General features: G+C 63.6%; 29 protein-coding genes and 1 tRNA gene. 14 read left to right on the top strand and 16 right to left on the bottom strand.

All coding sequences use genetic code 11. The features are described from left to right. The first annotated feature begins 20 nt into the window (after window positions 1–20). Window positions 21–1415 carry a D-alanyl-D-alanine carboxypeptidase gene (locus tag NKI10_RS10850; protein WP_023748392.1) on the top strand — a complete coding sequence of 465 codons (1395 nt, stop codon included), beginning with the start codon at window positions 21–23 and terminating at the stop codon, window positions 1413–1415. Window positions 1416–1461: 46 nt separating this feature from the next. Here the strand turns inward: NKI10_RS10850 and NKI10_RS10845 are convergent, their stop codons facing one another. The 4 genes from NKI10_RS10845 to NKI10_RS10830 all read right to left on the bottom strand — a co-directional run bounded on the left by NKI10_RS10845 (window position 1462) and on the right by NKI10_RS10830 (window position 4908). Beyond that, window positions 1462–2160, bottom strand: coding sequence for a DnaJ domain-containing protein (locus NKI10_RS10845; RefSeq protein WP_352859855.1), 699 nt, complete (start codon window positions 2158–2160; stop codon window positions 1462–1464). Further along, window positions 2160–2885 (bottom strand): VWA domain-containing protein, encoded by a 726-nt coding sequence (locus tag NKI10_RS10840; RefSeq protein WP_352859853.1) that lies wholly within the window; start codon window positions 2883–2885, stop codon window positions 2160–2162. Before NKI10_RS10840 ends, NKI10_RS10845 begins: the two co-directional genes overlap by 1 nt. Before the next feature lie 103 nt (window positions 2886–2988). Beyond that, complete coding sequence (locus NKI10_RS10835; RefSeq protein ID WP_023671006.1) at window positions 2989–3426, bottom strand: DUF1489 family protein; 438 nt, start codon at window positions 3424–3426, stop codon at window positions 2989–2991. Window positions 3427–3504: 78 nt separating this feature from the next. Beyond that, window positions 3505–4908 carry an L-serine ammonia-lyase gene (locus NKI10_RS10830; protein WP_352859851.1) on the bottom strand — a complete coding sequence of 468 codons (1404 nt, stop codon included), beginning with the start codon at window positions 4906–4908 and terminating at the stop codon, window positions 3505–3507. 272 nt (window positions 4909–5180) lie between these two features. Between NKI10_RS10830 and NKI10_RS10825 the strand changes: the two genes are divergently transcribed. Beyond that, a complete protein-coding gene (locus NKI10_RS10825) occupies window positions 5181–5924 on the top strand; it encodes a DUF599 domain-containing protein (RefSeq protein WP_352653224.1) in 744 nt (247 codons plus the stop codon). On the opposite strand, the gene NKI10_RS10820 is transcribed toward NKI10_RS10825, so the two are convergent. The 7 genes from NKI10_RS10820 to NKI10_RS10790 form a co-directional block, all read right to left on the bottom strand. Beyond that, a complete protein-coding gene (locus NKI10_RS10820; RefSeq protein ID WP_023734347.1) occupies window positions 5873–6670 on the bottom strand; it encodes a YdcF family protein in 798 nt (265 codons plus the stop codon). The two genes, NKI10_RS10825 and NKI10_RS10820, sit on opposite strands and share 52 nt — an antisense overlap. Window positions 6671–6677: 7 nt before the next feature. Beyond that, on the bottom strand, window positions 6678–7208 hold the full coding sequence (locus tag NKI10_RS10815) for a hypothetical protein (RefSeq protein WP_023671002.1): 531 nt from the start codon (window positions 7206–7208) through the stop codon (window positions 6678–6680). A 1-nt stretch (window position 7209) separates the two neighbouring features. After that, window positions 7210–8775 (bottom strand): amidase family protein, encoded by a 1566-nt coding sequence (locus NKI10_RS10810; RefSeq protein ID WP_023734345.1) that lies wholly within the window; start codon window positions 8773–8775, stop codon window positions 7210–7212. Beyond that, the gene (locus tag NKI10_RS10805) at window positions 8775–9230 is read right to left on the bottom strand and encodes a GNAT family N-acetyltransferase (RefSeq protein WP_023726661.1); all 456 of its coding nucleotides are present in this window, start codon (window positions 9228–9230) and stop codon (window positions 8775–8777) included. Before NKI10_RS10805 ends, NKI10_RS10810 begins: the two co-directional genes overlap by 1 nt. Window positions 9231–9237: 7 nt before the next feature. Continuing rightward, window positions 9238–9525 (bottom strand): Asp-tRNA(Asn)/Glu-tRNA(Gln) amidotransferase subunit GatC, encoded by a 288-nt coding sequence (gene gatC / locus NKI10_RS10800; RefSeq protein ID WP_023670999.1) that lies wholly within the window; start codon window positions 9523–9525, stop codon window positions 9238–9240. A 110-nt stretch (window positions 9526–9635) separates the two neighbouring features. Continuing rightward, window positions 9636–10052, bottom strand: a complete 417-nt coding sequence (locus NKI10_RS10795) for a hypothetical protein (protein ID WP_023696540.1) — start codon at window positions 10050–10052, stop codon at window positions 9636–9638. A 44-nt stretch (window positions 10053–10096) separates the two neighbouring features. Then, on the bottom strand, window positions 10097–10804 hold the full coding sequence (locus tag NKI10_RS10790; protein ID WP_023684673.1) for a metal-dependent hydrolase: 708 nt from the start codon (window positions 10802–10804) through the stop codon (window positions 10097–10099). A gap of 181 nt (window positions 10805–10985) precedes the next feature. Here NKI10_RS10790 and ruvX point away from each other — a divergent pair, with 181 nt between their 5' ends. Continuing rightward, on the top strand, window positions 10986–11492 hold the full coding sequence (gene ruvX / locus NKI10_RS10785) for a Holliday junction resolvase RuvX (RefSeq protein ID WP_023742455.1): 507 nt from the start codon (window positions 10986–10988) through the stop codon (window positions 11490–11492). Here ruvX and NKI10_RS10780 read toward each other — a convergent pair. The 3 genes from NKI10_RS10780 to NKI10_RS10770 all read right to left on the bottom strand — a co-directional run bounded on the left by NKI10_RS10780 (window position 11410) and on the right by NKI10_RS10770 (window position 14091). Next, entirely contained in the window at window positions 11410–11751 is a 342-nt protein-coding gene (locus NKI10_RS10780; protein ID WP_023670995.1) for a DUF6105 family protein, read from the bottom strand. The genes ruvX and NKI10_RS10780 overlap by 83 nt on opposite strands. Next, a complete protein-coding gene (locus NKI10_RS10775; protein WP_023742456.1) occupies window positions 11751–12338 on the bottom strand; it encodes a hypothetical protein in 588 nt (195 codons plus the stop codon). Before NKI10_RS10775 ends, NKI10_RS10780 begins: the two co-directional genes overlap by 1 nt. A gap of 124 nt (window positions 12339–12462) precedes the next feature. Beyond that, window positions 12463–14091 carry a DNA alkylation response protein gene (locus tag NKI10_RS10770; protein WP_023670993.1) on the bottom strand — a complete coding sequence of 543 codons (1629 nt, stop codon included), beginning with the start codon at window positions 14089–14091 and terminating at the stop codon, window positions 12463–12465. 195 nt (window positions 14092–14286) lie between these two features. On the opposite strand from NKI10_RS10770, the gene NKI10_RS10765 reads away from it, so the two are divergent. From NKI10_RS10765 to dprA, 4 genes are read left to right on the top strand one after another with little or no spacing between them, the layout of a single operon-like run. After that, complete coding sequence (locus NKI10_RS10765) at window positions 14287–15252, top strand: aspartate carbamoyltransferase catalytic subunit (protein ID WP_023806087.1); 966 nt, start codon at window positions 14287–14289, stop codon at window positions 15250–15252. Further along, a complete protein-coding gene (locus NKI10_RS10760) occupies window positions 15249–16535 on the top strand; it encodes a dihydroorotase (protein WP_023706213.1) in 1287 nt (428 codons plus the stop codon). The genes NKI10_RS10765 and NKI10_RS10760 overlap by 4 nt, the downstream gene beginning before the upstream one ends. A 56-nt stretch (window positions 16536–16591) precedes the next feature. After that, window positions 16592–17197: a glycerol-3-phosphate 1-O-acyltransferase PlsY gene (gene plsY, locus NKI10_RS10755; RefSeq protein WP_023696534.1), complete on the top strand. Its 606-nt coding sequence runs from the start codon at window positions 16592–16594 to the stop codon at window positions 17195–17197. Beyond that, a complete protein-coding gene (gene dprA / locus NKI10_RS10750; RefSeq protein ID WP_023670989.1) occupies window positions 17194–18321 on the top strand; it encodes a DNA-processing protein DprA in 1128 nt (375 codons plus the stop codon). The genes plsY and dprA overlap by 4 nt, the downstream gene beginning before the upstream one ends. Before the next feature lie 235 nt (window positions 18322–18556). On the opposite strand, the gene NKI10_RS10745 is transcribed toward dprA, so the two are convergent. Continuing rightward, a complete protein-coding gene (locus NKI10_RS10745) occupies window positions 18557–19699 on the bottom strand; it encodes a hypothetical protein (RefSeq protein WP_023712370.1) in 1143 nt (380 codons plus the stop codon). A gap of 237 nt (window positions 19700–19936) precedes the next feature. Here NKI10_RS10745 and NKI10_RS10740 point away from each other — a divergent pair, with 237 nt between their 5' ends. From NKI10_RS10740 to NKI10_RS10715, 6 genes are all read left to right on the top strand, one after another. Continuing rightward, window positions 19937–20821: a dihydrodipicolinate synthase family protein gene (locus NKI10_RS10740; RefSeq protein ID WP_023670987.1), complete on the top strand. Its 885-nt coding sequence runs from the start codon at window positions 19937–19939 to the stop codon at window positions 20819–20821. Between the two features lie 23 nt (window positions 20822–20844). Next, window positions 20845–21504, top strand: coding sequence for a GntR family transcriptional regulator (locus NKI10_RS10735; protein WP_023738696.1), 660 nt, complete (start codon window positions 20845–20847; stop codon window positions 21502–21504). 66 nt (window positions 21505–21570) lie between these two features. After that, the gene (locus NKI10_RS10730; RefSeq protein ID WP_023806080.1) at window positions 21571–22908 is read left to right on the top strand and encodes an ABC transporter substrate-binding protein; all 1338 of its coding nucleotides are present in this window, start codon (window positions 21571–21573) and stop codon (window positions 22906–22908) included. Then, complete coding sequence (locus tag NKI10_RS10725) at window positions 22908–23846, top strand: carbohydrate ABC transporter permease (protein WP_023824856.1); 939 nt, start codon at window positions 22908–22910, stop codon at window positions 23844–23846. The genes NKI10_RS10730 and NKI10_RS10725 overlap by 1 nt, the downstream gene beginning before the upstream one ends. Next, entirely contained in the window at window positions 23847–24668 is an 822-nt protein-coding gene (locus NKI10_RS10720; protein WP_023684659.1) for a carbohydrate ABC transporter permease, read from the top strand. A gap of 39 nt (window positions 24669–24707) precedes the next feature. Then, window positions 24708–25769 (top strand): ABC transporter ATP-binding protein, encoded by a 1062-nt coding sequence (locus NKI10_RS10715; protein ID WP_352653619.1) that lies wholly within the window; start codon window positions 24708–24710, stop codon window positions 25767–25769. A gap of 48 nt (window positions 25770–25817) precedes the next feature. Here the strand turns inward: NKI10_RS10715 and NKI10_RS10710 are convergent. Next, a tRNA-Lys gene (locus NKI10_RS10710) sits at window positions 25818–25893 on the bottom strand. A gap of 322 nt (window positions 25894–26215) precedes the next feature. On the opposite strand from NKI10_RS10710, the gene NKI10_RS10705 reads away from it, so the two are divergent. Then, entirely contained in the window at window positions 26216–26716 is a 501-nt protein-coding gene (locus tag NKI10_RS10705) for a BA14K family protein (protein WP_352859843.1), read from the top strand. Window positions 26717–26744: the final 28 nt, after the last annotated feature.

The raw sequence follows: 26744 nt of genomic DNA, 5'->3' as shown, positions 1-26744 counted from the left end.
CATCTTCCCTCAAAACGATCATGATCCTCGCTTTGGCGATGTCATTTGTCGTTGCGGATGCCGCGTCCTCGATGGCCGCCAGGTCTTCGGCGATCGTCGTCGACGCCAAGACCGGCAAGGTGCTTTATTCCTCCGATGCCAACGGCCGGCGCTACCCGGCGTCGTTGACCAAGATGATGACGCTCTATCTGACCTTCGAGGCCATGGCGAAGGGCCGGATCAGCAGGAACACGCCGGTGCCGTTCTCGGCCAAAGCGGCGGCCGAACCGCCGACCAAGCTCGGCGTCAAGGCGGGCGGAGCGGTTTCGGTCGAGACCGCCATCCTGTCGATGGTGACCAAGTCGGCCAATGATTCGGCGACCGCGCTCGGCGAACTGCTCGGCGGCAGCGAAAGCAATTTCGCCCGCATGATGACCGCTAAGGCGCGCGCGCTCGGCATGGACGGCACCGTGTTTCGCAATGCCAACGGCCTGCCCGATCCCGGCCAGTTCACAACCGCCCACGACATGGCGATGCTTGGCATAGCGCTCAGGGAACATTATCCGCAGTATTACGGCTATTTCTCGCAGCGCTCCTTCCTTTACGGCCGCCAGCGCATCAATGGCCACAACCGTCTGCTCGGCCGCATCAAGGGCGTCGACGGCATCAAGACCGGCTATACCCGCGCCTCCGGCTTCAACCTCGTCTCGTCGGTTTCGGATGGCAACCGCCGCCTCGTCGCCGTCGTCATGGGCGGCACTTCGGGGCGCAGCCGCGACAACCAGATGGCCGGCCTGATCAACGCCTACATGCCGCGCGCATCGACCCGCGGCGGCGGCGCCCTGGTCGCCAAGGCCGGCGGCGACAATCCGGTCAAGGCGCTGGCCAAGGTCTTCCTGCCCAAGCATGACGCGCCGACGCCGGATGGCAAGCCGATCGTTGAAGACGATGCCGTAGCGTCCAATGACGATCCGACATCCGCTGACGAGCAGTCTGCTGAAGGCCAGTCTGCCGACGAACAGACGGTGGCCGCGGTCGAAGAGCCCGCCCCCGTCGTCAAGACCAGGAAGGTCAAGACCGTCATCGTGACGGCGCCGAAGGTCGAAACTGCGCAGATTGTGGCTGCCTATGCCGAACCCACGCCTGTATCCCCACAGGCGGTCGACCCGGTCAACACGGCCTCGGTGCCGGCTGGTTGGGCGGTGCAGGTGGCGTCGTCGCCCAAGCAGTCCGAAGCCCAGGCTTTCCTCGACAAGACCGCCAAGCAGGCGCCCAAAGTTCTTGGGGCTGCTTCCGGTTTCACCGTCGCCTTCGAAAAGGATGGCGAGACCTATTACCGCGCCCGGTTCGGCGGCTTCCGCTCGAAGGACGCGGCCTGGAATGCCTGCAATGCCCTGAAGAAAAAGAAAATCGCCTGCTACGCCGTCCAACAGTAGGGCGGCGTCGGAACCATCTCCCGGAAATTTACTGCGTCGAAGGAGACTAGTTGTGATTGGAGAGCAAGACGTCCTTGGCTTCGTTGATCCGCGCCGCCAGGAAAGACGTGCCGCCGATGTCGGGGTGCAGGCGCTGCATCAGGCGGCGGTGCGCCTTGCGGACATCCGCCGCGGCGGCCCCCGCTTCAAGACCAAGGATCTTGTAGGCCTCCTCCTTAGTCATGGCGCCCGCACCTGGCGCAACACCCAGCCCTTCGCCACCGTTCGCCTCAGCGTCTTTGCGCCAGACGGGAAAACGGCCGTCAAGATACGTCTCTAGGAGTTGGCGGCTCTCCGGGTCGCCGGGGAGTTCGCGGTAAAGCTGCTGCAGCTCGGCCAGGCCCATCGCGCCCAGCATCTTGCCTTCATGGCGGCCGGCCAGAACCAGGCCTTCAAGCCCGCCCGTCTCGTGATCAAGCTCCATTTCCAGTGCGGCGGTCCGCACCGTCGAGCGCTTGCCGGGCGCGGGCCCGACCGACGGCCGCTTCATCCGCACCGAACCGTACCAGGCAAGGGCCGCGGCCAGGATGAGGCCTGCAAAGCCTTCGCGCCCGACCACCAGAACGGCGAGCCCGACCAGCGCCAGAAGCACCGGCCCGAGCGTGCGCATGCCGCTTGCCAGTTTTTGCGCATCGGCGCGGACAAAGATCGTCGCCGCGCCGAGCAGCACCAGAAACAGTGCAACAAGTGCAATGATAGCGCCCATCAATTCCCGCCGCCCCTGAGATGCTCGATCAGCAGCCGGTCTCCCGGCCTGTCCCTTGCCTCGAGCGCCTTCAATCCGCCGGTCGCATAGACGGCAACCGCCGAAAGCAGCCCGGCCAAGGTCGCGGCAGCCCGCCGATCAAATCGGAACCAAGCCCCTTTGGACAGCCGCGCAATCTCCTTGAACGCCCTTTCTGCGCCGGAATCATGACCTTCCTGGAAGACGAAGACGGGAACGCCGTGCAGGCCGAGGCTGCCGGCCTTCTGCGCCAGGTCGTCGATGTCCTCTTCCATGGCGTCGCCGATATAAACCAGAGCGTTGACCTTGGCCGCCGCCGTTTCCTTTAGCGCATGCGCCAGCACCTTGCCGATCTGGGTGTGGCCGGCACGGCAGTCGATCCGCGTCATCAGCTGCTTCAGGGCATTGGTGTCGACGACAAAAGCCGACGAGCGGCACTCGCCCAACCCGCGAAAATAGGCCAGTTGGACACTGAGGGTGCCGGCCTTGCCGACGGCGTCGAACATTTCGCCCTGCAGCTTGATGGCGAGATCCCAGGTCGGCTGGCGGCTCATCGTTGCGTCGAGGGCAAGGATCAGCCGGCCCGTGCCGGTCGCGACAAGCGTCCGGGCCTGACGGATAAAGGCGTCGATCTCGCCGGCATTGGATTGAGGCTTGACCGGCGCAGGATCGGCCCTTGCGGGCACACGCTGCTTCTTGTCGCTCATAAGAAGCAAGATGTGGCGTTGTCGGCCCCCTTGCAAGTCCAGCCTTGGACAAGATGAAGGGCCAGCGCTCAACGCTCTGGGAGAAGCGGCCGCTCCCTTGGCTCTACAGCAAGCCCAGATCGGCGAGCTCGCGCTTTAGTTTCGGCGGCATCTCGACCATTCCGGCCTTGCCCTTGCCGATGTCTGCGGGCGCATCCGAAGGTTTGAGATAACGCCAGCCCTGGAAGGCGCGGCGCGGCTGCCAGTCGGTGCGCACGACGTCGAGGTCGAGCATCAGGCGGCAACGGCCGATGCCTTCGTCGTCCGTGAAGGGCCTGATATCAGTGATCAGCTGGCGGCATTGCACGCTGCCCTTGATCACCCAATAAAGCGAACCGCCATCGGTGACCTCGGCGCCGCGCGTCGGCACCATGCGGGTGGTGTGCCAGTGCTCGGCGGGTTCGCCGGCGCGGCGGCGCTCATCGAGGCGGAAGGCGATCCATTCTTCGAGGTCCTCGACGCTGTCGCAACCGACGCACAGTTTTAGGAGATTGAGTGCCATCGCTTAAGGTTTAGTCCGGCGCGCGATTGCGTCAACGGCCCTGCCCGACTTCTCCACAGTGCCAGTGGCGTTGCACGGTCAGCATTCCACGACATTGACGGCGAGCCCACCAAGGCTGGTTTCCTTGTACTTCTCGTTCATGTCGAGGCCCGTCTGGCGCATTGTTTCGATCGCGGCGTCGAGCGGCACGAAATGGACGCCGTCGCCTTTGATCGCCAGAGAGGCGGCGGTGACCGCCTTGACGGCGCCGAGCGCATTGCGCTCGATGCAAGGCACCTGGACCAGGCCGCCGACCGGATCGCAGGTCATGCCGAGATGATGTTCGAGCGCGATTTCGGCGGCGTTCTCGACCTGCTCGGGCGTGCCGCCCATGACGGCGCAGAGACCGGCGGCAGCCATCGCCGAGGCCGAACCGACCTCGCCCTGGCAGCCGACCTCGGCGCCGGAGATCGAGGCATTGGTCTTGATGATGCCGCCGACGGCGGCGGCCGTGAGCAGGAAGTCGCGGATGCTCGGCTGGTCGGCCTCGGGGTGGAAATGCAGCCAGTAACGCAGCACCGCCGGCAATGTGCCGGCCGCGCCATTGGTCGGCGCGGTGACGACGCGTCCACCGGCGGCGTTCTCTTCGTTCACCGCCATGGCGTAGATCGACAGCCAGTCATTGGCCAGCAAAGGGTTGGGCTTGTTCTGCTGCCATTGCTCCTGCAGCTTGTCGTGCAGCATGCGGGCACGACGGCGCACTTTCAGCCCGCCCGGCATGATGCCGTCCTGCGACAGGCCGCGGTCGATGCAGCCCTTCATGGCGCCCCAGATCGCATCAAGGCCGCTGTCGAGCTCCTCGCGCGACATATGCGTCTCTTCATTGATGCGCTTCATGTCGGCGATAGACAGGCCGCTTTTGCCTGCCATCTTCAGCATCTCGACGGCGTTCTTGAAGGGATAGGGCACCTTCTTGCCTTCTGTGGTCACCGAGCCCTTGACCTTCATCCGCTGCAGCTCTTCCTCGGACACCACGAAGCCGCCGCCGATGGAATAATAGATGCGCTTGAGCAGCAGCCGGTCGCCGACATCGTAAGCGTAGAAGGCCATGCCGTTGGCGTGGCCGGTGAGCGGCGTCTTGCGGTCGAGCACCAGATCCGTCGCCGGATCGAAGCGATAGGAGGGATGGCCGCGTGGCGATATCCGCTTCTCGGCGGCGATGCGCGTGGCGATGCCTTCGGCCTGATCGGGATCGACCGTCTGCGGTGTCAGGCCGGCAAGTCCGAGGACAACGGCACGATCCGAGCCATGGCCGATACCGGTATAGGCGAGCGAACCGTGCAGGCTGGCGCCCAGACGATCAACTTTCGCGCCGGCCGGGCGCGGCCAGTCGTCTCCGGCGATCTCGTCGAGAAACCGCCGCGCCGCTGTCATCGGTCCCATCGTGTGCGAACTCGACGGTCCGATGCCGATCTTGAACAGGTCGAAAACCGAAAGAAACACGCTGCGCCGTCTCCGGGAATGGGATCAAGACCTACATATAGGACTTTCCATGATGTTTGTGCTGTTTTGCGGATTGCGGCGCTGCACCTGCCGACCTTGTTTGCTCCGGCAGCGACATCCCCGGCTGAAAGCGCGTCGCGCTGAAACGGATTCATGCGACGCGCTTTAAGTTCTTGTTTTAATGCATGTGGTTGTCCCAGAACCGCAGCTCACTTCTGGGCGACATGCTTTGGAGCATCGAACTGACCGCTTTGCCTGTGGTAAAAGGGGGCATGGGCGATTCCTTCCATCTGTCGACGGCTGATCTGGCGGCGCTGGCTTTTTTCCTGCTCGCATGGTTGCTGCATACGCTGGCGTCCGACGGCAGACTGGTCAGCCGGGTGTCGTTGACGATGGCCATGAACGTGCAGCGCGAGGCCTGGATGCGCACCATGGCCGAGCGCGAAATCCGCATCGTCGACACCGCCATCATGAGCGGCCTGCAGCAAGGCACCGCCTTTTTCGCCTCCAGTTCGCTGATTGCGCTCGGTGGCTGTTTCGCGCTGCTTGGCGCCTCGGATCAGGTCCTTGACGTGCTGAACGACCTGCCGTTGAACGCGACCTCATCGCGCTCCGCCTTTCAGATCAAGGTCTTTGGCCTGGTCCTGATCCTGGCCTTCGCCTTCTTCAAGTTCGGCTGGGCCTACCGTCTCTTCAACTACTGCACGATCCTGATCGGCGCGGTGCCGATCCCCTATGGCGAGGCGTCACGCAACCCGGTCAGCGAAACGGCGGTGTGGCGCGCGGCGCGCATGAACATGCTGGCCGGCAAGCATTTCAATTCAGGCCTGCGCGCGGTGTTCTTCTCGATCGGCTATCTCGGCTGGTTCGTCGACCCGATCGTGTTCGTGCTGTCGACGCTGCTGCTACTGGCGGTGCTGGTGCGGCGTCAGTTCTTTTCCGCCGCAAGGCAAGCCGTGATCGGTCAGCCGCCCGGGCCGGGGAAAAGCTGGTCGATCCGGCCCGACAGCCAATAGGCGGCGAGCCCGATCCACTCGCGGATCGCCATGGTCGTGGTCTGCAGCGAATCGGGTGCGTTGTCGCGAAACAGGCCAAAGCCTTCCTTGCCCGAGGTGCGATAGTCGACCGGCCACGGGACCGTGTGAAAGCCGGCCTTGTCGAACAGCGCCTTGGCGCGCGGCATGTGGAAGGCGGAGGTCACCAGCAGCCAGGTTTCGCCCGATTTCGGCGTTACCAGTTCCTTGGTTAAGACGGCATTCTCATAGGTGTTGCGGGATTTGCTCTCGAGCATCAGGCGATCGGCGTCGACGCCAAGCGCACCGAGCAGCCGCGGCGCGGTGGCCGCATCCCCCTCGCCATCGATGAACAGTTCACCGGTGCCGCCCGAGATAACCACTTTCGCCTCGGGAAAGCGCCGGGCAAGGATCGCCGCCTCGACCATGCGGTCGCCGCCGGAATTCAGCTCATAGCCGCCGCGCGCCAAGTTGATGGCGCCCTCGAAGCCGCCGCCGAGCACGACAATGCCGTCGACCTTCCGCGGCAGCGGCGGCTTTGGGAAGCGCTCTTCGAGCGGATTGAGCATCATGGCGCCAAGCGACGTCCAGGCCGACAGCGCCAGAATCAGGAAGGCGAACACACTGCCCGTCGCCGCCAATCGCCGGCGGCCGATCAGCGCCGCGAGCAAGCCGGCAAGCAGCAGGAAGATCGCCAGGTTGAGTGGTTGGACGAAGAACCAGAATACCTTGGAGAGATAGAAGAACATTGCCTGCCTATCTCCAGCTCAAATTGTGACGGCCGGTGAAGTGCTCGACCGCACTCGCTACCGCTTCCGCTTCGAGGCGGCTTAACTCCCTGCCGAAAACAAGGACGCCGTTCGCGTTGGTCAAGCTGATGACTTCCGACAGTCCCACTTCGTCCGTGGGATAGGTATGGTCGAGGATTTCGACCCTAAGATGCCCTTTCAAAGGCAGTGACCACCGATTTCGCAAGGAACCCCTCACCGAGCGCACGGCTGCAGTGTCGGTCAGCCGCAGGGTTTCCCTGCCGAACACCCGCCAGATGAAATCCTTGCCCAGGAAATAGGTGAAGAGGGCAATGACCGCCACGAAGGACAGCAGGCCGAGCGTGCCGCTGGTGAGCGTTGCGGACGACATATCCGTCAATCCCATGTAGCCGGTGTAGGCGACGATCGCGGCCCCGATCAGGACAAAGACTGTCCTGAAATCCGAGGTGCGTGGCGGGTTCGTGATCAGCAGTTCGTTTCCCGTCTCGACGATGGAAATGCGAGACGGAGGCGGCATGCTACCACCACTTCTCCGGCTGGAAGGTTCCCGCCGCCTGCTCGATGACGGCGGCTGTCTGGAACAGGGTTTCCTCGTCGAAGGGACGGCCAATCAGCTGCAGGCCGAGCGGCAGGCCCTTGGCATCGAGGCCGGCAGGCACGGCAATGCCCGGCAGTCCGGCCATGTTCACGGTCACCGTGAAAATGTCGTTGAGGTACATTTTGACCGGATCGGCGGCCATGTCCTCGTCAGCGATGCCGAAGGCGGCCGACGGCGTCGCCGGCGTCAGGATGACGTCGACGCCGTCGGCAAAAACCGTCTCGAAGTCGCGCTTGATCAAATTGCGCACCTTCTGCGCCTGCAGATAGTAGGCATCGTAATAACCTGCCGACAGCACATAGGTGCCGATCATGATGCGACGCTTGACCTCCCGACCGAACCCGGCGGCTCGGGTCTTTTCGTACATGTCGACAATGTCCTGGCCCGGCACGCGCAAGCCATAGCGGACGCCGTCATAGCGCGCCAGATTGGATGATGCTTCGGCAGGCGCTACGATATAATAAGCCGGCAAAGCATATTTGGTGTGCGGCAGCGAAATGTCGACGATCTCGGCGCCGGCATCCCTGAGCCAGGCAATGCCCTTCTGCCACAGCGCCTCGATCTCTTCCGGCATGCCGTCGACGCGGTATTCCCGGGGAATGCCGACCTTCATGCCCCTGATCGGTTTGCCGATCGCCGCCTCGTAATCCGGCACCGGCCGGTCGACGGAAGTGGTGTCCTTGGCGTCGACCGAGGCCATGGACTTCAGCATGATCGCGGCATCGCGCACGTCCCGGGCGATCGGGCCCGCCTGATCGAGCGACGAAGCGAAGGCGACGATGCCCCAGCGCGAGCAGCGGCCATAGGTCGGCTTGATGCCGACGGTGCCGGTGAAGGCGGCTGGCTGGCGGATCGAGCCGCCGGTGTCGGTGGCGGTGGCGCCGGCGCACAGGAAAGCCGAGACGGCGGAAGCCGAGCCCCCCGACGAGCCCCCCGGCACCAGTTGGGCATTGTCCAGCGTGCGCGCGGTCTTGGTGCCGCCGGCCGAAACGAAACCGCCATCGCCCTGATGCGTGGTCGGCATCACCACCGTGTCGAGGCGCGAACGCCGCCACGGATTGACGACAGGGCCGTAATAGGAGGTCTCGTTGGACGAGCCCATGGCGAACTCGTCCATGTTAAGCTTGCCCAGCATGACGGCGCCGTCTGCCCACAGATTGGCGGTGACGGTCGATTCGTAGCGCGGCTTGAAGCCGTCCAGCACATGGCTGCAGGCCTGGGTGTGGATACCTTCGGTGCCGAACAGGTCCTTGATGCCGAGCGGGATGCCTTCCAGCGCACCGCCCTGGCCCTTGGCGAGCCTGGCGTCGGAAGCTTTGGCCATATCGCGCGCCTTGTCGCCGGTGACGACGATGTAGGCATTGAGCACCGGATTGGCGCGCTCGATGGCACCGAGATAGGCCTCGGTGATTTCGACGGCCGAAATCTCCTTGGCGCGCAGCTTGGCGCGCGCCTGCGAAATTGTCAGATGGGTCAATCCGCTCATCAAAGGCTCTTTTCGTAAAACACCGACCACTCGGAATCGGGATAATCCAGCACCGGCCCGCAGCGCGAGAAGCCGGCGCGTTCGTAGACGGTCCAGGCGGCGGGATGGCGGTCGCCGGTTTCAAGCACCAGGCGCTTCAGCCCTTCGCTGCGCGCCAGCGTTTCGACATGCTCGACGATCTTGGCGCCGATCTTCCTGCCGCGATGCGAGGGCCGCGTGTACATGCGCTTGACCTCACCGACGCGGGCGTCATGGCGCTTCAGCGCGCCGCAACCGATGGCTTGCCCGTCGTCGCGGGCGATGAACACGGTGGTGTCGTCGCCAGCCATCTGCTCGACCGTCAGATGGTAGCAATGCTCCGGCGGCGTCAGTTCGAGCAGCGTCGCGTTGAGCTCCTCGACCAAAGCGCGGACATCGTCCTGCAGCGGCGTTTCGACGGCGATCTCGATTGCCATCGGCCAGCTACTCCACGACCTTCGGCACGAGGAAGAAATTCTCGTCAGTGGCCGGCGCGTTGGCGACGATATCGGCAGCCTTGTTGCCGTCGGTGACGATGTCTTGGCGCTTCTTCATCTCCATCGGCGTCACCGATGTCATCGGCTCGACGCCGGAGACATCGACCTCGTTCAGCTGCTCGACAAAGCCCAGAATGGCGTTCAGCTCGCCGGTCATGCGCTCGGCATCCTCCTCGCTCACCGCAATGCGGGCGAGACGCGCGACGCGCTTCACAGTTTGCAGATCAACGGACATGTCTTTAGCCTTTGGGAAAACCAGATGGCGCTATAGCGGCGTGGCGCGTTCCGCGCAACATCGATCGTGCTTGGGGATAGAGCCCGTTCATGCCAGGGCGGCATTTCAGCCTAGGGCAGCGATACACCCTCGCACAGATAATAGCTGCCGCCATTGCCGGCCTGCTCGCCTTCGTCGGCGGTCGGGCGCACCGAGACGATGTCGATTTGGGTCGCGTTCATCTGCGTGATCGACAGTATATCGGGAAAGAGAAAGCCCGGCTCCTGGCAGATGGCAGTGACCGCCCAGCTCGGCGAGCGCGTCGCCTTGGTGACCTGGACGAACTCGCAATTATACTCGACGCTTTGCAGGCCGTCCGCCGACAAGATGACATTGCCGGTGTCGATCAGCGTCTGCAGCGTGTCCTTTTTGGCTTGCGCGCAAAGCTCCTGGGTCTGGAGGTAAACGCCCTTGATGAAGTCCTCGGCGGCGGATGCGGGCGACGCCGCAACCAGCATCGACACGCAAAGAGTCACTCTCAAGCCCATGGTTTGATTCCCCTTTGCGACAAGGGATCGTTCAAACGATCGCTTTATAGTGTGATCGTTTGGCCGATCGCTGGCAAGGCTACGTCGACACCTGACCCTTCGAGGCCGGCCACGAACTTCTCCGCCGTCGCGTCGATGATCGGGAAGGTGCCGAAATGGCAGGGAACGACCGTGTCGAAGTGGAAGAAGCGCCGGCAGGCCAGGGCCGCCACCGCGCCGCCCATGGTGAAGCGGTCGCCGACCGGCACGAGGCCGATCTTCGGCTCATGCAGTTCCTCGATCAGCGCCATATCGGAGAAGATGTCGGTGTCGCCCATATGGTAGAGCGTCTTGTCCTCCGGGAAATGCAGGACCAGCCCGTTGGGATTGCCGAGGTAGACGTTCTGGCCGCCATCGAGCCCAAACGACGAGGAATGCAGTGCCTGCACGAAGGTGGTGGTGAAGGCACCGCAATCGACGGTGCCGCCATGATTGCCGGGATTGATCTTCTTGCCGTCGACGCCCTTGCCGACCAGGTACATGCAGATCTCGTAATTGGCGACCAGCTGGGCGCCGCTCTTCTTCAGCACCTCCACCGCGCCGCTGACATGGTCACTGTGGCCGTGGGTCAAAAGCACATGGGTGACGCCTTCCGCCGGCCCCTCCCAGCCGCTCGTCCATGATGGGTTGCCGACGAGATAGGGGTCGATCAGGATGGTCGCGCCTGATGTCTCGACGCGGAAGGCGGAATGTCCGTACCAGGTCAATTTCATCGATCGTGTTCCTCGATTTTGGTTGCGCCGGAAGATAGAACGCCGGCAGCAAAATTAAAGTGACATAGTGTGCTCGCGGTTCAAAAGAACGTGTCGCGGTCTTTGTTACGGCAAGTCTGGGTCACGGTAAGTCTGGGTCACGGTTAAGACTGGGTCACGGTAAAGCTGGTGGGGAAAGCCGTTGGGCATCATAGCAATCGAGGATCTGCCGTCACGCCTGGAAGGCGGCAGGACGCTGGCCGGGCTCGACCTCGGCGACAAGACGATCGGTGTCGCCGTTTCCGACCGCGGCCTGTCCTTTGCCCATCCGCGCCCGGTCATCCTGCGCAAAAAGTTTTCGCTGGATGCGGCAGCGCTGCTCGCCCAACTGCAGAAGGACAATGTCGGCGCGTTTGTGCTCGGTCTTCCGATCAACATGGATGGGTCGGAAGGTCCCCGCGCCCAGAAGTCGCGCGCCTTCGTGCGCAACATGGCAGGCATAACCGACCTGCCCTTCGTGCTGTGGGACGAGCGGCTGTCGACGGTGGCGGCGGAGCGGACGCTGATCGAGATGGATTTCTCGCGCCGAAAGCGCGCCGACAAGATCGATTCGGCGGCTGCGGCCTTTATTCTGCAGGGAGTTCTGGACCGGCTCCAGTCGCTTGACCCACGCGATCGGACGGAACCGGATTCCCCGCCTGCCGCCTGACCCAGGCCATGATGTTGCGGCGGCGGCGAAACGCCCACAATGCCATCAGCAGGAAGCCGTCGAAGATGCAGGCCCTTGCCACCATGCCCGGAATGATCGCCGGATCGATGCCCAGCATCTGCCCGTAGAGCTGGAACACGAAATCATGCAGCTGCCGGCTGAGCATGACGTAGCCGAAATTGATGTCGTTGAGCGACAGGAAGAACCAGCCCCAGAACAGAGCGAGTGGCGCGGCCCACAATGCGAACAGCGTGCGCATCAGTGACCGTCCCTGCGGCTGGAGCCGCCTCTGCGACCGCTGGGACCAATGTCCGGACGGCCGGAAATGCGCGACAGCAAGGAGCCGTGCGCGGCACCCTTGGCTATGGCATGGGCGGTGGCGCGGCTCTCTGCCTCCCGAGAAACCATGACAGCGAAGACCGACCTCCGCTCGGCCAGCATGGCGACATAGGAGGCCAGAAGTGCCGCCAATTGCACGGCGACAACCAAAAACAGGCCGTTGATGCCTCGCGCTGCGCCGCCGATCAGGATGAGCGACAACACCGCGGATGCCGAAATGAAGGCGGTCCGCGCCACACTGTCGGCTCCGTCCGGGCTCGCCGCGGCGTTAACCAGGCTCTCGACGAAGACCCAGCAAAACAGCACCGCCACGACCAGCAAGGCGATGGCCAGCGGCGCCACGACGGCAGCATTGTCGAGATCGGCCAGACGAGTGTTTTCCACGACGACGCCGAGCACGCCCAGAGCGCCCGCAACGCCGCGGTTTCCATCGACACAGATGAACGCCAGCAGGGCGAAAACCAGCGCCCAGTGCAAGGCCAGAAAGGACGTCAAAATGTGCCGCATGGCATTCCTGCTTTGGTGACAAAGACAGTGGGGTCTGCGGCCTGCGGCTGCAACGGAAACCATTCGTTAAGGTTAACGGCTGTCCACAGGCAGGCAAATTCGTTCACGGCCTGGCGGAAGGCCCTCAATTCACCGGCGGATAGAGCGTGTCGATGATCATGCGCGCATCGTGGCGCGAATCGAGCATGCCATAGGTGTTGCGCCACTGGCCGGCGAGCCGCGTCTCGACGAAGGCGTCCGCAATCCGCCCTGCCCCCAGCCGGCGCAATTCCGCAGCTGCCGCCGACAGCGCCAGCTGTTCGGTCAGCAGGCGGGCCGACCCCTCATCGGTGCCGGCGACCTGCATGGCCGCCTTGAGCACGCCAATGGTTCCGCGTCCGCCGGCGCCGAGATCGCGGTCGATGCCGGCCAGCACCTCCTCGAACAGGCCGGGCGCGCGGCCGAGCACGCGCAGCACGTCGAGCGCCATGACATTGCCTGAGCCCTCCCAGATCGCATTGACCGGGGCTTCGCGGTAGTAGCGGGCGAGCGGCGCTTCCTCGACATAGCCATTGCCGCCGAGGCACTCCATCGCCTCATAGAGCAGTGGCGGCGCGATCTTGCAGACCCAGTATTTGACCACCGGGGTCATGGCGCGGGCAAAAGCAGCCTCGCCGCGGTCGCCGGCAGCCTCGTCGAAGGAGCGCGCCAGTCGGAACGAGAGTGCCGTGGCGGCGGCGACATCGAGCGCCATGTCCGCCAGCACGCGCTGCATCAGCGGCTGTTCGATCAGCGTCGAGCCGGCCACCTGGCGGTGACGGGCGTGATGCACGGCCTCAGCCAGCCCCGCTCGCATGATTGCCGACGAGGCGACGGCGCAGTCGAGCCGGGTCAGCGTGACCATGTCCATGATTGTCTTTATGCCGGCGCCGGGCTCGCCGACCATCTCGCCGATGGCGTTGACGAACTCTACCTCCGATGAGGCGTTGGAGCGGTTGCCGAGCTTGTCCTTCAGCCGCTGAAAGCGGAAGCCGTTTCCGGAACCGTCGCCGAGGATGCGCGGGACGAGAAAACAGGAAAGCCCTTCCGGCGCCTGTCCAAGCACGAGAAAAGCGTCCGACATCGGCGCCGACATGAACCATTTGTGGCCGGTGAGGCGATAAAAGCCGCTGCCGGCGCGTTCGGCCCGTGTGGTGTTGGCGCGCACGTCGGTGCCGCCCTGCTTTTCGGTCATGCCCATGCCGAGCGTCAGCCCGGCCTTGTCGACCGGCGGCTTTTGGCTCTGGTCGTATTTGCGCGTCGTCACGCGCGGCGCCCATTCGCGAAACAGCTTTGGGCTGGCCATCAGGGCGGCCAGCGAAGCGCTGGTCATGGTGATGGGGCAGAGATGCCCGGTCTCGAGTTCGGCGGTCAGGTAGAAACGCGCGGCGCGCACCTGATGGCGACGGCCGATCTCGCTATCGCCGTTTTCCCAGATCGAGGAATGCAGGCCGCCGGCAACCGAGCGGCGCATCAGCGCATGATAGGCCGGATGGAATTCGACGAGGTCGATGCGCCGGCCCTGACGGTCATGCGTGCGGAGCTTCGGCGTCTCGACATTGGCGAGGCGCGCCAGCTCCTGCGCCTCCTGCGTCAGGACGAACCGGCCAAGCCCGTCGAGGTCCTTGCGCACCGGATCGGAAAAACGCTCGGCAAGCTGGATCAGCAACGGATCGCCCCGCCAGGCGTTGCCGCCCGTCAGCGGCGGAGGCTGGTTGGTCACGTCGTCGGTCACGCCCAATCCTTCTGAAAGTAGAAGGGCCTTCTAACGCAAGAAAGGCCTCACATCACAAGGCTTCGAATCCGAAGCAATCGGCTAGATATAGCCCAAGGCAGGCGGCGCGCGCGACGAAAATACCGGGGAGAAAGGCCGCAATCCCAAGCTGGCGCTTGCGGCAAGGAATTCTCCCCCCTATAGCAGCGCCTTGAGATGACCGACGCTTCGTCCCTGCCGCTTTATCCTCACCGCCATCTTCTGGGCATCCGCGATCTTTCCCCCGGTGACATCGAGCTTCTGCTCGACCGGGCAGATCGCGCCGTCGCCATTTCGCGGCAGTCCGAAAAGAAGACCTCGACGCTGCGCGGCCGCACCCAGATCAACCTCTTCTACGAAGCCTCGACGCGCACGCAGTCGTCGTTCGAACTGGCCGGGAAACGGCTCGGCGCCGACGTCATGAACATGTCGGTGGCGAGCTCTTCGGTGAAGAAGGGCGAGACGCTGATCGACACGGCGATGACGCTGAACGCCATGCGCCCCGACATCCTGATCATCCGCCACCAGTCTGCGGGCGCCGCCGCCCTTTTGGCGCAGAAGGTCGGCTGCTCGGTGGTCAATGCCGGCGACGGCGCGCATGAACACCCAACGCAGGCGCTGCTCGACGCGCTGACTATCCGCCGCGCCAAGGGGCCGCTGTCGAAACTGATCGTAGCGATCTGCGGCGACATCCTGCATTCTCGCGTGGCGCGTTCCAACATCATGCTGTTGAACGCGCTTGGTGCGCAGGTGCGTGTGGTGGCGCCGTCGACCCTGCTACCGTCCGGCATCGAGAAAATGGGCGTCATCGTCTCGCGCTCGATGGCAGAGGGCCTCAAGGGCGCGGACGTGGTGATGATGCTGCGCCTGCAGCGCGAGCGGATGGAAGGCGCCTTCGTGCCTTCGGTACGCGAATATTTCCGCTATTTCGGCCTCGATGCCGAAAAGCTGAAGGCCGCCAAGGACGGCGCGCTGGTGATGCATCCCGGTCCGATGAACCGCGGCGTCGAGATTGCGTCCGAAATCGCCGACGGTCCGCAAAGCGTCATCCAGGAACAGGTCGAGATGGGGGTGGCCGTGCGCATGGCGGTCATGGAAGCGCTGCTCGATCCCCGCCGCAATGCAGAGGGCCGCGGCGCATGAGCACGACGGTCTTTGAGCGCGCCCGCATCGTCGACCCGTCACGCGGCATCGACGAGGTCGGCACCGTCATCGTCGAAGGGAAAAAGATCGTTGCCGCCGGCAAGGCTGCCCTGAACCAGGGCCTGCCGGCGGGAGCCACCGTGGTCGACTGCGCCGGCAAGGCGATCATTCCCGGCCTGATCGACGCGCGCGTCTTCATCGGCGAACCGGGCGGCGAACATCGCGAGACCATCGCTTCGGCCAGCGTTGCGGCGGCGGCCGGCGGCGTCACCTCCGTCGTCATGATGCCCGACACCGACCCGGTGATCGACAATGTCGCGCTGGTCGAATTCGTGCTGCGCACCGCCCGGGACACGGCAAGCGTCAACATCTTTCCGGCGGCGGCGATCACCAAAGGCCTCGCCGGTCGCGAGATGACCGAATTCGGCCTGTTGCGCGAGGCCGGTGCGGTCGCCTTCACCGATGGGCGGCACACAATATCCAGCGCACTGGTGATGCGCCGGGCGCTGACCTATGCCCGCGATTTCGGCGGCGTCATCGCACATGAGACACAGGATGGCGACCTCGCTTCGGCGGGCGTGATGAATGAAGGCCTGTATGCCAGCTGGCTCGGCCTTGCCGGCATTCCGCGCGAGGCCGAGTCCATCCCGCTGGAGCGCGACCTGGCGCTGGCACGGCTGACGCGCGGCGCCTACCACGCGGCCAAGATCTCGACGGCGATGGCAGCGCAAGCGATGACGCGCGCGAAAGCCGACAAGGCCAATGTCACGGCGGGCGTGGCGATCCACAATCTGTCGCTGAACGAGAACGATGTCGGGGAATACCGCACCTTCTTCCGGCTGACGCCGCCTTTGCGCGCGGAGGAAGACCGGCTGGCCATGATCGAGGCGGTCAAGGACGGCACGATCGACATCATCGTCTCCTCGCACGACCCGCAGGATGTCGACACCAAGCGCCTTCCCTTCGCCGATGCAGCTGCCGGCGCGATCGGGTTGGAGACGCTGCTTGGAGCAGCGCTTCGGCTCTACCACAATGGCGACGTGCCGCTACTTCGGCTGGTCGAAACACTGTCCACCGCACCAGCAAGGCTGTTCGGCCTGCCGGGCGGCACGCTGAAGCCGGGAGCGCCGGCCGATCTTGCGCTGATCGACCTTGAAGAACCCTGGATCGTGAGTGAAAGCGGCATCCGCTCGCGCTCGAAAAACACCTGCTTCGAAGGTGCGCGGCTGCAAGGCATGGTCTTGCAAACGCTGGTGGCGGGCCGCACAGTGTTTTCGAGCTAGAGCGATCGCGCCACGTCGCAGACCGATATGTTGCTGGGGAAATGCGGGGGCAAACAATGAGTTATAACGTTATCCTGGCATTGCTGTTCGGCTATCTCCTCGGCTCGATTCCCTTCGGCCTCTTGATCACCCGCGCGGCCGGCCTCGGCGATGTGCGCAAAATCGGCTCCGGCAATATCGGCGCCACCAACGTTCTGCGCACCGGCAACAAGGGCCTCGCCGCCGCGACGCTGGTGCTCGACGCGTTGAAGGGTACGGCGGCGGTGATGATCGCGCGCCATTTTGGACACGACTACGGACTGTGGGCCGGCCTTGGACTCTGGGCGGGCCTTGGCGCCTTCCTTGGCCATCTGTTTCCGGTCTGGCTCGGTTTCAAGGGCGGCAAGGGCGTGGCGACCTATCTCGGCGTGCTGATCGCGCTCGGCTGGCATGTGGCGCTGATCTTTATCGTCGTCTGGCTGGCGATGGCTTTTCTGTTTCGCTATTCCTCGCTGGCAGCGCTGACGGCCGCGGTCATCGTGCCGATCGCGCTTTATTTCTGGAGCACACCTGAGACCGCCGGGCTGTTCCTGGTGATGAGCCTGATCGTCATCTTCAAACATCGCGCCAACATTTCGCGCCTTCTTGCCGGCACCGAAGGCAAGATCGGAGCCAAGGGTTGAGCAAGCCCGCCGCCGGGCCGCGCCTCAGCGACCGGCAGCGGCTGAGCTGGCTGCGGCTGATCCGCACACAAAATGTCGGCCCGGCCTCGTTTCGCGAATTGATCAACCGCTTTGGTTCGGCGGAGGCGGCGTTGGAGATGCTGCCCGAGCTGATGATTTCGGGCGGAGCCAAAAGGATCATGCGCATTCCTTCCGTGGAGGAAGCCGAAGCGGAACTCGACGCAGCCAGTGAAAACGGCGCCCGCTTCGTCGGCATCGGCGAGGCCGACTACCCGCCGATGCTGAAAAACATGGACAATCCGCCGCCGCTGATTGCCGTGAAGGGGGAGGCAGCCGTCTTTCGCCTGCCGGCGGTGGCCATCGTCGGCGCCCGCAACGCGTCGCTCGCCGGCATCAAGATGGCGCGCATGCTGGCGGCGGATCTTGGCCGCGACGGCTACGTCATCGTTTCCGGCCTGGCGCGCGGCATCGACACGGCAGCACACCAGGGCAGTCTCTCGACTGGTACAGTGGGTGTGCTGGCCGGTGGGCTCGATGTCCCCTACCCGCCCGAAAATATCGGCTTGTGCGACGACATTGCCGAGCGTGGCGGCGCCGTTATTTCGGAAATGCCGTTCGGCTGGCAGCCGCGGGCGCAGGATTTTCCGCGCCGCAACCGGCTTGTCGCGGGCGCCGCCCTCGGACTGGTGGTGATCGAAGCTGCGCAACGCTCCGGCTCGCTGATCAGCGCGCGCCTGGCCGGCGAGATGGGCCGGCTGGTCTTTGCCGTACCGGGTTCGCCGCTCGATCCGCGCTGCGCCGGCTCCAACGGGCTGCTCAAGGATGGCGCCACCCTGGTCACCGAGGCGGCCGATGTTTCCGGTGCGATCGCACCCTTGGCGGGCACGCGAACGCGAAGCATTGCGCCGCCAGAAAAGGCACCCGATTTTTCGGCAACACCCCCGCCCGGTGAGGACGAACGCAGCGGCGTGCTCGAGGCGCTGGGCCCAACGCCGGTGGGCGTGGACGAGATCATCCGCCACACCGGCCTCAACGCCGCGCAAGTCTCCATGGTGCTGCTGGAACTCGACCTTGCCGGCCGCATCGAGCGCCATGCCGGCGGCAATGTCTCACTGGTTTCGTGACGTTCCAGCCGATCCCGCCGCACGTCGGCCGCAACTCACGCGTCGAGGGTCACGCCGGCGGCGCCAACCTCGGCATAGTCGCCAACGCCGGTACAGATGCCACCGCAGGGTATTTTCCAGGCGGCTCTCGGAAAAGCACTCCGCCATTCCAGGGCTCTCCGTTGCACTGACGATCACGCTCGCAATGGCATATTCGACAGCTGACGAAAACCGGGCTCGACAGTCTGCGCATCAGTCAGCGGAACAGATACTTCGATACCTCCGGATTGCCACGGCGCCACATCACATTGTCCAGAAAATAATGGTGCACATTGATGAAGATGAGCACGATGAAGAAGAACAGGGATGACCCCAGGACTTGCCTGTCATAGGGAATCAAAGCCGTCAGCGCGGATGGGATCAGCCAGAAGCCGAGATAGCCAAGGGCCGTGCCGCCGACGATGAAGCCGAGGAGCCGAAACCTGTAGAGAGGGCCAAGAAAGGACAGGATTTTCGGCTGCGGATCGCTTTCGGCATCGGAACTGTCGCGCTCGACGTTCGTCTGGTAGCGCCAGACCACGGCGAGATACTGCAGCGAGTGGAGCGCGGGCACGATCAGCAGCCAAAGCGGGTTTACGCGCGCAATCAGGATCCAGAGATAGAGCGACGCCACATAGGCCACCAAACCGTTATAGGGCAGGCCGCCGCCGTTCTTCCGCCAACGATTGACCAGCATCAAGAGCGTGGCCGCCGTCGACGCAACGGCCGCCAGCATGGCGATGTTGGTGACCCAGGAAGGGGCCGCGAATGTGTAATAGTCCAGGCCATAATATTTGCCCTGGGTGACCGCCGTATTCGTCTGCAGCCATGCCAGGATCCACACCGCATAGGAGTTCACCAGCAGCACCTTCTTGTCGCGGTCGTCGAAGAATTTGCGCTTCAGCACCGCATCCACCATCAGCATGCCGTAGCCCTGCTTGACGTAGTGCCAACCGACGAAAAAGAACATGGCGTTGGTGGCATAGCCGAGCAGGCGCGTGTTCGCCGCCGCGGCGCCATAGGCAAAGAACCCGGCCATGACCAGGGGCACGACAATGCCCGCGAAGATGTAGCGGAGCTGCAGGCTCCTGTCGTAGCCGTCGCCCGTCACCTTGCGCCCGAAATTGCGGTAGAAGAGCTGGTAGGAGTGGGCGAAGTGGGGATAGTTCACGAGATAGGCCACGAAGACCATCGTTGCGGCCACCGGACCTTCATATTCGAGCGGAACGAGAAACAGCACCGGCAGGATGAGAAAGGCGCTGCCGCCCAGCATGAGGAAATCGGCGACCGGGCCGAAGAGGTATTTTTGAGGCGCCGCCGCCTTAGGAGCGACAGCATCCGCCGAAAGCTGAAGTGTCATGTCAGAACCTCCCCTGGGAAGGCTGAGTTTAGCCATCGACTGGAATGGGGACAAGCTTGGAGCTGCCGCTCCGCGCCCGAACACTGGACCATCCTGCTGTTTCGCCAATGGTCTCGATCCGCCATGGGCTTCGAACCTGTGAAGGCCCTCCGCCGTTAAAAAAGCGCACCACCCCAATTTACGACTAACATGTTAGTGTGCTAGCACGGCATACACACCTACTTCGGAGACCTTCCGGTGACATCACGCTTTGGCCTTTCGGCCGCTCTCGCCACGCCTTTCGATGCCCGCGGGCAGATCGCCACCGCTCCCATGATCGCTCAGGCCAAAAGTTGCCTGGCGCAGGGTTGCGGCAGCGTGACGCTTTTCGGCACCACAGGGGAAGGCGCGTCGGTGGGCACGACGGAGCGGCGGTCGGTGACCGAAGCCATGCTGGCTGCTGGAATCTTGCCGCATCAACTCGTTGCCGGCGTGCTGGTCGACGCCGCCGAAGACGCCGCCGAACAGGCACAGCATGCCTTGCAGCGAGGCGCCCGAAACATTCTGCTGGCCCCGCCGAGCTACTTCAAGAATGTCGGCGAGGAGGGCCTTTTCGGCTGGTTCTCCGCCGTCTTTGCCGCGCTCGGCCCCCTCGCCCGTGACGTGCTGCTCTACAACATCCCTTCGGTTACCATGGTGCAGCTTTCGCTTGGCCTGATCGGCCGGTTGCGCACTGCTTTTCCCGACGTGGTCGCCGGGGTCAAGGATTCCGGTGGAAATTGGAGCTACAGCGAGGCGCTGCTTGCCGCCCATGGCGATCTGGTGATCCTGATCGGCGATGAAAGGCATCTGGCGCGTGCGGTGCGACTGGGTGGTCAAGGCGCAATCTCGGGCATGGCCAATTTCGTCCCGGGCGAAATCCGCGCCATGGCCGAGGACGGGCGCGACGATCCTCGCGTCGAGAGTTTTGTGCTCGAATTGCTCAAATATCCGGTCACCCCGGCGGTAAAGGTGATGGTGGCGCGTAAGACCGGCGACGAGCGCTGGCTGGCGGTCCGTCCGCCGCTGGAGCCGATCGCGTCGCAAGGGCAGCAGCAGCTTGCCGCAGCCTATGACAGCTTGTTTGCCAGGGAACCGGCCTGACCGGCAAAGAGAAGCGCGCCGAAATGGAAGACGGCAACGAACCGACCACCCTCAGGGAGAAGGCCTATGCCAGCTTCACGCGGCATTTGCTGGCGCGCGACTTCAAGCCGGGCCAGTTCGTGTCGCAGCGTGAGCTGGTTGCCTTCACCGGACTGCCGCTCGGCGCCATTCGCGAGATCGTGCCGCGTCTCGAGGCGGAAGGACTGCTGACGACCTTCCCGCAGCGCGGCATGCAGATCGCCCATATCGATATCAGCCTGATCCGCGAGGCCTTTCAGTTCCGCCTGTTCATGGAGCGTGAAGCGGTGGCGCTGTTTACGGTCAGCGCGTCCGACGCCGAGCTTGCCCGCTTGCGGCGCGAGCATGAGGACATGCTTGCCCAGGCGCTGGCGCATACCCCGACGCCGGAGATGGAGGCCAAGGCGCAGACCATCGACTGGGCCATGCACGACACGTTCATCGATGCGCTGGGCAACGAGATCATCGCCAAGGCCTATCTGGTCAATTCGGTGAAGATCCGGCTGATCCACCAGGAGCGGTTCCGTATCGACGGGCGCGTCGTGCCGGTCATGCGCGAGCACCTGGCGGTGATCGATGCGATGCAGAGCCGCGATCCTGGCAAGGCGGTCGAGGCCATTAGCCAGCATATCGACAAGGCGCGCCGGCTGGCGCTGCAAATCTGAGGAAGCATGAGCCGCGCCGCGGTCGCTGCGGCGCAATCGACAACGACAACAACCGGGAGGAAGAAAATGTCGTCCAATCTGTTCAACCCAACCAGGAGGCAACTGCTTCAGGGAACCGCGGCGCTTGCCGCCGCCGGCTTTGCGGGCGTTCGCCCAAGCTTTGCCGCCGGCGTCGACTGGAAGCGCTTTGCGGGAACGACGCTTGACGTCAATCTGGTGAAAAGCCCGCGCAGCGACACGCTGATAAAATACATCGCCGAGTTCGAGGAACTGACCGGGATCAAGGTCAATGCCGAAGCGACGCCGGAACAGCAGCAGCGCCAGAAGACGGTGATCGAACTGAGCTCCGGCAAACCGAGCTTCGACGTCGTGCATCTGAGCTACCACGTGCAGAAGCGCCAGTTCGAAAAGGGCGACTGGCTGGCCGACATATCAGGCTATCTCGCCGACCCGACCCTGACCGATCCTGCGCTGGTGGAAACCGATTTCGCCGATGCCGGCATGCTGTTTGCCAAGGACGGTCAGGGCGTGCTGCGCTCGCTGCCGTTCTCGGTGGATTACTGGATCGTCTACTGGAACAAGGAATTGTTCGAGGCCAAGGGCCTCAAATACCCCGAGACGTTCGAGCAGCTGGTGGCCGCCGCCGAAACGCTGACCGATCCGTCGACCAACACCTACGGCTTTGTCGCCCGCGGCCTGAAAAACGCCAACACGCCGGTGTGGACGTCGCTGATGCTCGGCTACGACATGACGCCGCTCGATGACAAGGGCAAGCTGCGCACGACCTCGCCCGAGGCGGTCGAGGCCGCCAGCCTCTACCAGCGGCTGATGACCAAGTCGGCGCCTCCAGGCGTCACCGGATTCAACTGGGCCGAAGCCCAGTCCGCCTTCCTGCAAGGCAAGATCGGCATGTGGTTCGATGGCGTCGGCTTTGCCCCGCCGATGGAAAACCCGGAAAAGTCACGAGTGGTCGGCAAGGTCGGCTACGGCGTCATGCCCAAGGGGCCCAAGGCGCATGCCGCCGGCACCTTTGGCGACGGCCTCGGCGTGACGGCCGCCAGCGAGAAGAAGGAGGCCGCCTACCTCTTCTGCCAGTGGGCGATTTCGCCCGCCATGGGCGCGCGCCTGCTGCAGGCGGGTGCCGGCGTGCCGTTCCGCAAGTCGGTGCTGGAAGATCCCAAGGTGCGCGAAGGCGTCACCATGCCGGCGAGCTGGCTCGATGCCGTGGTCGGCTCGGGCAATGTCAGCCGGCTGTCGCTGCCGGTCATCATTCCGGTCACCGAGTTCCGCGACATCTATGGCGTGGCGCTGACCAATCTGATCGCCGGCGCCGATCCGGCGGAGGAACTGAAGAAGGCCACCGAGCAGTTTCAGCCGGTGCTCGACCGGAGCGAGCAAGGCTGATGTCCGCCATCACCCCAGAACGCACCGGGGTGACGACGCAAGCCATCGAAGGGGGCCAGACCATCCGTCTGGCTCCCAACTACTGGCCTTTCGTCGTCCCGGCGCTCGTCGTCGTCGGCGCCGTGATCGTCTTTCCTTGGGCCTTCACACTGTGGATGAGCGTCAACCGCTGGACCCTCGGCCAGGCGCGAAGCTTTGCCGGGATGGAAAACTATCTGCGGCTGGCAGCCGACCAACGCTTCTGGGAATCGCTTTTCCATACGCTGACCTACACGGCGCTTTCGGTCGCGGCGCCGATGTTCCTCGGCACTGTCGCGGCGCTGATCTTCGACGCCAAATTTCCGCTGCGCGGCCTGTTGCGCGGCGTCTTCGTCATGCCGATGATGGCAACGCCAGTCGCCGTGGCGCTGGTCTGGACGATGATGTTCCATCCCCAGCTTGGCGTGCTCAACTATCTGTTGTCGCTGGTCGGCATCCCGGCGCAGGAATGGATCTTTAATGCCAGGACGGTCATCCCGTCCCTGGTTGCGGTCGAGACCTGGCAGTGGACGCCGCTGGTGATGCTGATCGTGCTGGGCGGCTTGGCCTCCGTGCCGCGCGAGCCCTTCGAGAGCGCCGAGATCGATGGCGCCAACGCCTGGCAGCAATTCCGCTATCTCACCTTGCCGATGATCGCGCCGTTCCTGATGATCGCGATGATCATCCGCACTATCGATGCGCTGAAAAGTTTTGACATCATCTATGCCATGACCCAGGGCGGACCGGGCACGGCCTCGGAAACCATCAACATCTATCTCTACAACACCGCCTTCTCCTACTACGACATCGGCTATGGCTCGGCCATGGCCGTGGTGTTCTTCATCGTCATCGTCGCGCTGTCCTTCATCCTGCTGATGCTCCGCCAGCGCTCCCAATGGATCGGGGTGGAGGGCAAATAGATGAGTTCACGGCTGCTCAACCGGATCGGGCTGTTTTTCGCCGCTCTGGTCTTCGTCTCGCCGGCGATCCTGTTCTTCCTCTGGATGGTCTCGCTGTCGCTGAAGTTCGAGATCGACAACGGTGCATACCCGCCGATCCTGATCCCGGAACATCTCGCCTGGTCGAACTATGTGAAGGTATTCGAGGAGAACAATTTCCTGCTCTATTTCTGGAATTCGGTTCTGGTGACGGGCACGGCAACGTTGCTGGCGCTGCTGATCGGCGTGCCGGCCGGCTATGGCATCGCGCGGCTCAAGGCCGAACGCTCGGCGGTGGTCATCATGATCGCCCGCATGACGCCGGGGCTTTCCTATCTCATTCCGCTGTTCCTGCTGTTCCAGTGGGTCGGCATTCTCGGCACGCTGTGGCCGCAGATCATTATCCATCTGGTGGTGACGGTGCCGATCGTGGTCTGGGTGATGATCGGCTATTTCGAGACCACGCCGATGGAGCTGGAAGAAGCGGCCAACATTGATGGCGCCAGTTCCTGGCAGGTGTTCCGGCTGGTCGCCTTGCCCATCGCCAAGCCGGGCATTGTCGTCGCCTTCATCCTGTCGATCATCTTCTCATGGAACAATTTCGTCTTCGGCATTGTGCTCGCCAGCCGCGAGACTCGCACGCTGCCGGTCGCCGTCTACAACATGCTTTCCTACGAGCAGGTGAGCTGGGGTCCGCTCGCCGCTGCGGCACTTGTGGTGACGCTGCCGGTGCTGGTGCTGACCCTGTTCGCGCAAAGGCAGATCGTCGCCGGGCTGACCGCAGGCGCCGTCAAGGGCGGCTGAGGCACGGCCCCGACATCACTCATTTCCGGGAGAAATCCAATGGCATCGGTAACAATCAACAACGTTCAGAAGGCTTTCGGAGCCGCCAAGATCATCCACGATGTCAGCGTCGACATCGCCGATGGCGAATTCGTCATCCTGGTCGGGCCGTCGGGCTGCGGAAAGTCTACGCTGCTGCGCATGATTGCCGGACTGGAAACGATCTCGGGCGGCAGGATCGCCATTGGCGATCGCGTCGTCAACAATCTCAGGGCGCGCGACCGCAACATCGCCATGGTGTTCCAGAACTACGCGCTCTATCCGCATATGACGGTGGCCGACAATATGGGCTTTGCCCTGAAGATCAAGAAAGCCGATCCGGCCGACACCGCCGGCCGCGTCGGCAGGGCCGCCAGCATTCTCGGCCTGGACAAGCTGCTCGACCGCTATCCGCGTCAGCTTTCCGGCGGCCAGCGCCAGCGCGTCGCCATGGGCCGCGCCATCGTACGCGACCCGCAGGTGTTCCTGTTCGACGAGCCGCTGTCCAATCTCGACGCCAAATTGCGCGTGCAGATGCGCGGCGAGATCAAGGCGCTGCACCAGCGGCTCGGGACCACAACCATCTACGTCACGCACGACCAGATCGAGGCCATGACCATGGCCGACAAGATCGTCGTGCTGCATGACGGCCTTGTCGAGCAGATCGGCGCGCCGCTCGATCTCTACGATCGTCCGGCCAACCTCTTCGTTGCCGGCTTCATCGGCTCGCCGGCGATGAATTTCATTCGCGGCCATGTCGAGGAAGGCGTTTTCCGCAGCGCCGGTGGACTGATCTTGCCGCTGCCGGAAGGCATCGACCTGACCAACATTCCCGGCGGCGACCTCATCTACGGCATCCGCCCCGAACACATCCGAGCGACGACCGCCAAAGGAATCCCCGGCACGATCGTGCTTCTGGAAGCAACGGGTTCGGAAATCTTTGCCAGGGTCGACTGCGCCGGAGAAGAAATCTCCTGCCTTTTCCGCGAGCGGCTGGCACTGAAACAGGGCGAGCAGATGCGCATCGAGATCGACCGCGCCTGCGCTCATCTGTTCGACACCAAGACCGGGCGGCGATTGTAGGCGGCGATGGGGCTGCTGATAGGGAGCAACTTTCGCACGAAATATTTCTGGTGAGCGCGTCGGGGTTCGAACCCGAGACCTACTGATTAAAAGTCAGTTGCTCTACCGGCTGAGCTACGCGCTCCCGCGGGCTCTAAAGGCCGCCCTCGAAATTGCGCGGAACATAGGGAGAGTGCCGCGACCGGTCAACCGGAAAAAGATGGCCGTTCCACCGGGGTTTCAGCCATCGCCCGACGCGCCGCAAATTGCGTCGTCACCAGCCCGGTGAGCCGCTCCCGCAACGTGGTCGCCGCTTCGATCTGTTGGCGCGCGAGACGCGCCTTTTCTCACGCGCCAAATTTGAGAAGCATTACAAATCAGCAACTTACTGTTTTGGTGGGAACCATCGCACGAGCGGGCCGTTTTCGTCTCACAAGGGACGTCAACCACCCTTCAAGGAGAAGATCATGAACAAGATCGCAACGGGTCTACTGGCGACCACCCTGTCAATTTCGTTTGCCGCGGCCGCCGCTATGCCGGCCAATGCCGCCCAGATGTTCGTGCCCCAGTCATCAGCAACTTCGTCCGACATCGTGAATGTGGGCGATTCTCGTCATGACAACTGGCGGTGGATGCGCCATGGCAACCGCAATTCCGGCAATCGCGATTTCCGCGTGGACCGCCAGTTCTCGCGCAACAATGATGGCGGCAGCTATTGGAATGGCCATCGCGGCTATCGCGAATATCACCGCGGCTATCGCCGTCACGGCGACTACTGGTTCCCGCTGGCTGCCTTCGCCACCGGCGCCTTGATCACCGGTGCGATCGTCAACAGCGAGAACAACCGCGTCTACGGCGGCGATGCGCATGTGCAGTGGTGCTACGACCGCTATCGCTCCTACCGCGCCTCGGACAACACATTCCAGCCCAACTACGGCCCTCGGCGGCAGTGTAATTCGCCCTATTGATGTGTTTAGGGCGAAGTTAGGGTAGGAC

Origin of the sequence: Mesorhizobium sp. M0802 (assembly GCF_040320115.1) — a bacterium.
Lineage (GTDB): Bacteria > Pseudomonadota > Alphaproteobacteria > Rhizobiales > Rhizobiaceae > Mesorhizobium.
The sequence above is the reverse complement of the archived record's forward strand: the minus strand, read 5'-3'. Positions and strand labels throughout refer to the sequence as shown.

What these genes read in the sequence shown, in the direction of transcription:
- NKI10_RS10850 (WP_023748392.1), top strand. Translation starts at nt 21, where the DNA reads ATGATCCTCGCTTTGGCGATGTCATTTGTCGTTGCGGATGCCGCGTCC.
- NKI10_RS10845 (WP_352859855.1), bottom strand. Translation starts at nt 2,160, where the DNA reads ATGGGCGCTATCATTGCACTTGTTGCACTGTTTCTGGTGCTGCTCGGC.
- NKI10_RS10840 (WP_352859853.1), bottom strand. Translation starts at nt 2,885, where the DNA reads ATGAGCGACAAGAAGCAGCGTGTGCCCGCAAGGGCCGATCCTGCGCCG.
- NKI10_RS10835 (WP_023671006.1), bottom strand. Translation starts at nt 3,426, where the DNA reads ATGGCACTCAATCTCCTAAAACTGTGCGTCGGTTGCGACAGCGTCGAG.
- NKI10_RS10825 (WP_352653224.1), top strand. Translation starts at nt 5,181, where the DNA reads ATGGGCGATTCCTTCCATCTGTCGACGGCTGATCTGGCGGCGCTGGCT.
- NKI10_RS10820 (WP_023734347.1), bottom strand. Translation starts at nt 6,670, where the DNA reads ATGTTCTTCTATCTCTCCAAGGTATTCTGGTTCTTCGTCCAACCACTC.
- NKI10_RS10815 (WP_023671002.1), bottom strand. Translation starts at nt 7,208, where the DNA reads ATGCCGCCTCCGTCTCGCATTTCCATCGTCGAGACGGGAAACGAACTG.
- NKI10_RS10810 (WP_023734345.1), bottom strand. Translation starts at nt 8,775, where the DNA reads ATGAGCGGATTGACCCATCTGACAATTTCGCAGGCGCGCGCCAAGCTG.
- NKI10_RS10805 (WP_023726661.1), bottom strand. Translation starts at nt 9,230, where the DNA reads ATGGCAATCGAGATCGCCGTCGAAACGCCGCTGCAGGACGATGTCCGC.
- gatC (WP_023670999.1), bottom strand. Translation starts at nt 9,525, where the DNA reads ATGTCCGTTGATCTGCAAACTGTGAAGCGCGTCGCGCGTCTCGCCCGC.
- NKI10_RS10795 (WP_023696540.1), bottom strand. Translation starts at nt 10,052, where the DNA reads ATGGGCTTGAGAGTGACTCTTTGCGTGTCGATGCTGGTTGCGGCGTCG.
- NKI10_RS10790 (WP_023684673.1), bottom strand. Translation starts at nt 10,804, where the DNA reads ATGAAATTGACCTGGTACGGACATTCCGCCTTCCGCGTCGAGACATCA.
- NKI10_RS10780 (WP_023670995.1), bottom strand. Translation starts at nt 11,751, where the DNA reads ATGCGCACGCTGTTCGCATTGTGGGCCGCGCCACTCGCTCTGTTCTGG.
- NKI10_RS10775 (WP_023742456.1), bottom strand. Translation starts at nt 12,338, where the DNA reads ATGCGGCACATTTTGACGTCCTTTCTGGCCTTGCACTGGGCGCTGGTT.
- NKI10_RS10765 (WP_023806087.1), top strand. Translation starts at nt 14,287, where the DNA reads ATGACCGACGCTTCGTCCCTGCCGCTTTATCCTCACCGCCATCTTCTG.
- NKI10_RS10760 (WP_023706213.1), top strand. Translation starts at nt 15,249, where the DNA reads ATGAGCACGACGGTCTTTGAGCGCGCCCGCATCGTCGACCCGTCACGC.
- plsY (WP_023696534.1), top strand. Translation starts at nt 16,592, where the DNA reads ATGAGTTATAACGTTATCCTGGCATTGCTGTTCGGCTATCTCCTCGGC.
- NKI10_RS10745 (WP_023712370.1), bottom strand. Translation starts at nt 19,699, where the DNA reads ATGACACTTCAGCTTTCGGCGGATGCTGTCGCTCCTAAGGCGGCGGCG.
- NKI10_RS10735 (WP_023738696.1), top strand. Translation starts at nt 20,845, where the DNA reads ATGGAAGACGGCAACGAACCGACCACCCTCAGGGAGAAGGCCTATGCC.
- NKI10_RS10730 (WP_023806080.1), top strand. Translation starts at nt 21,571, where the DNA reads ATGTCGTCCAATCTGTTCAACCCAACCAGGAGGCAACTGCTTCAGGGA.
- NKI10_RS10725 (WP_023824856.1), top strand. Translation starts at nt 22,908, where the DNA reads ATGTCCGCCATCACCCCAGAACGCACCGGGGTGACGACGCAAGCCATC.
- NKI10_RS10720 (WP_023684659.1), top strand. Translation starts at nt 23,847, where the DNA reads ATGAGTTCACGGCTGCTCAACCGGATCGGGCTGTTTTTCGCCGCTCTG.
- NKI10_RS10715 (WP_352653619.1), top strand. Translation starts at nt 24,708, where the DNA reads ATGGCATCGGTAACAATCAACAACGTTCAGAAGGCTTTCGGAGCCGCC.
- NKI10_RS10705 (WP_352859843.1), top strand. Translation starts at nt 26,216, where the DNA reads ATGAACAAGATCGCAACGGGTCTACTGGCGACCACCCTGTCAATTTCG.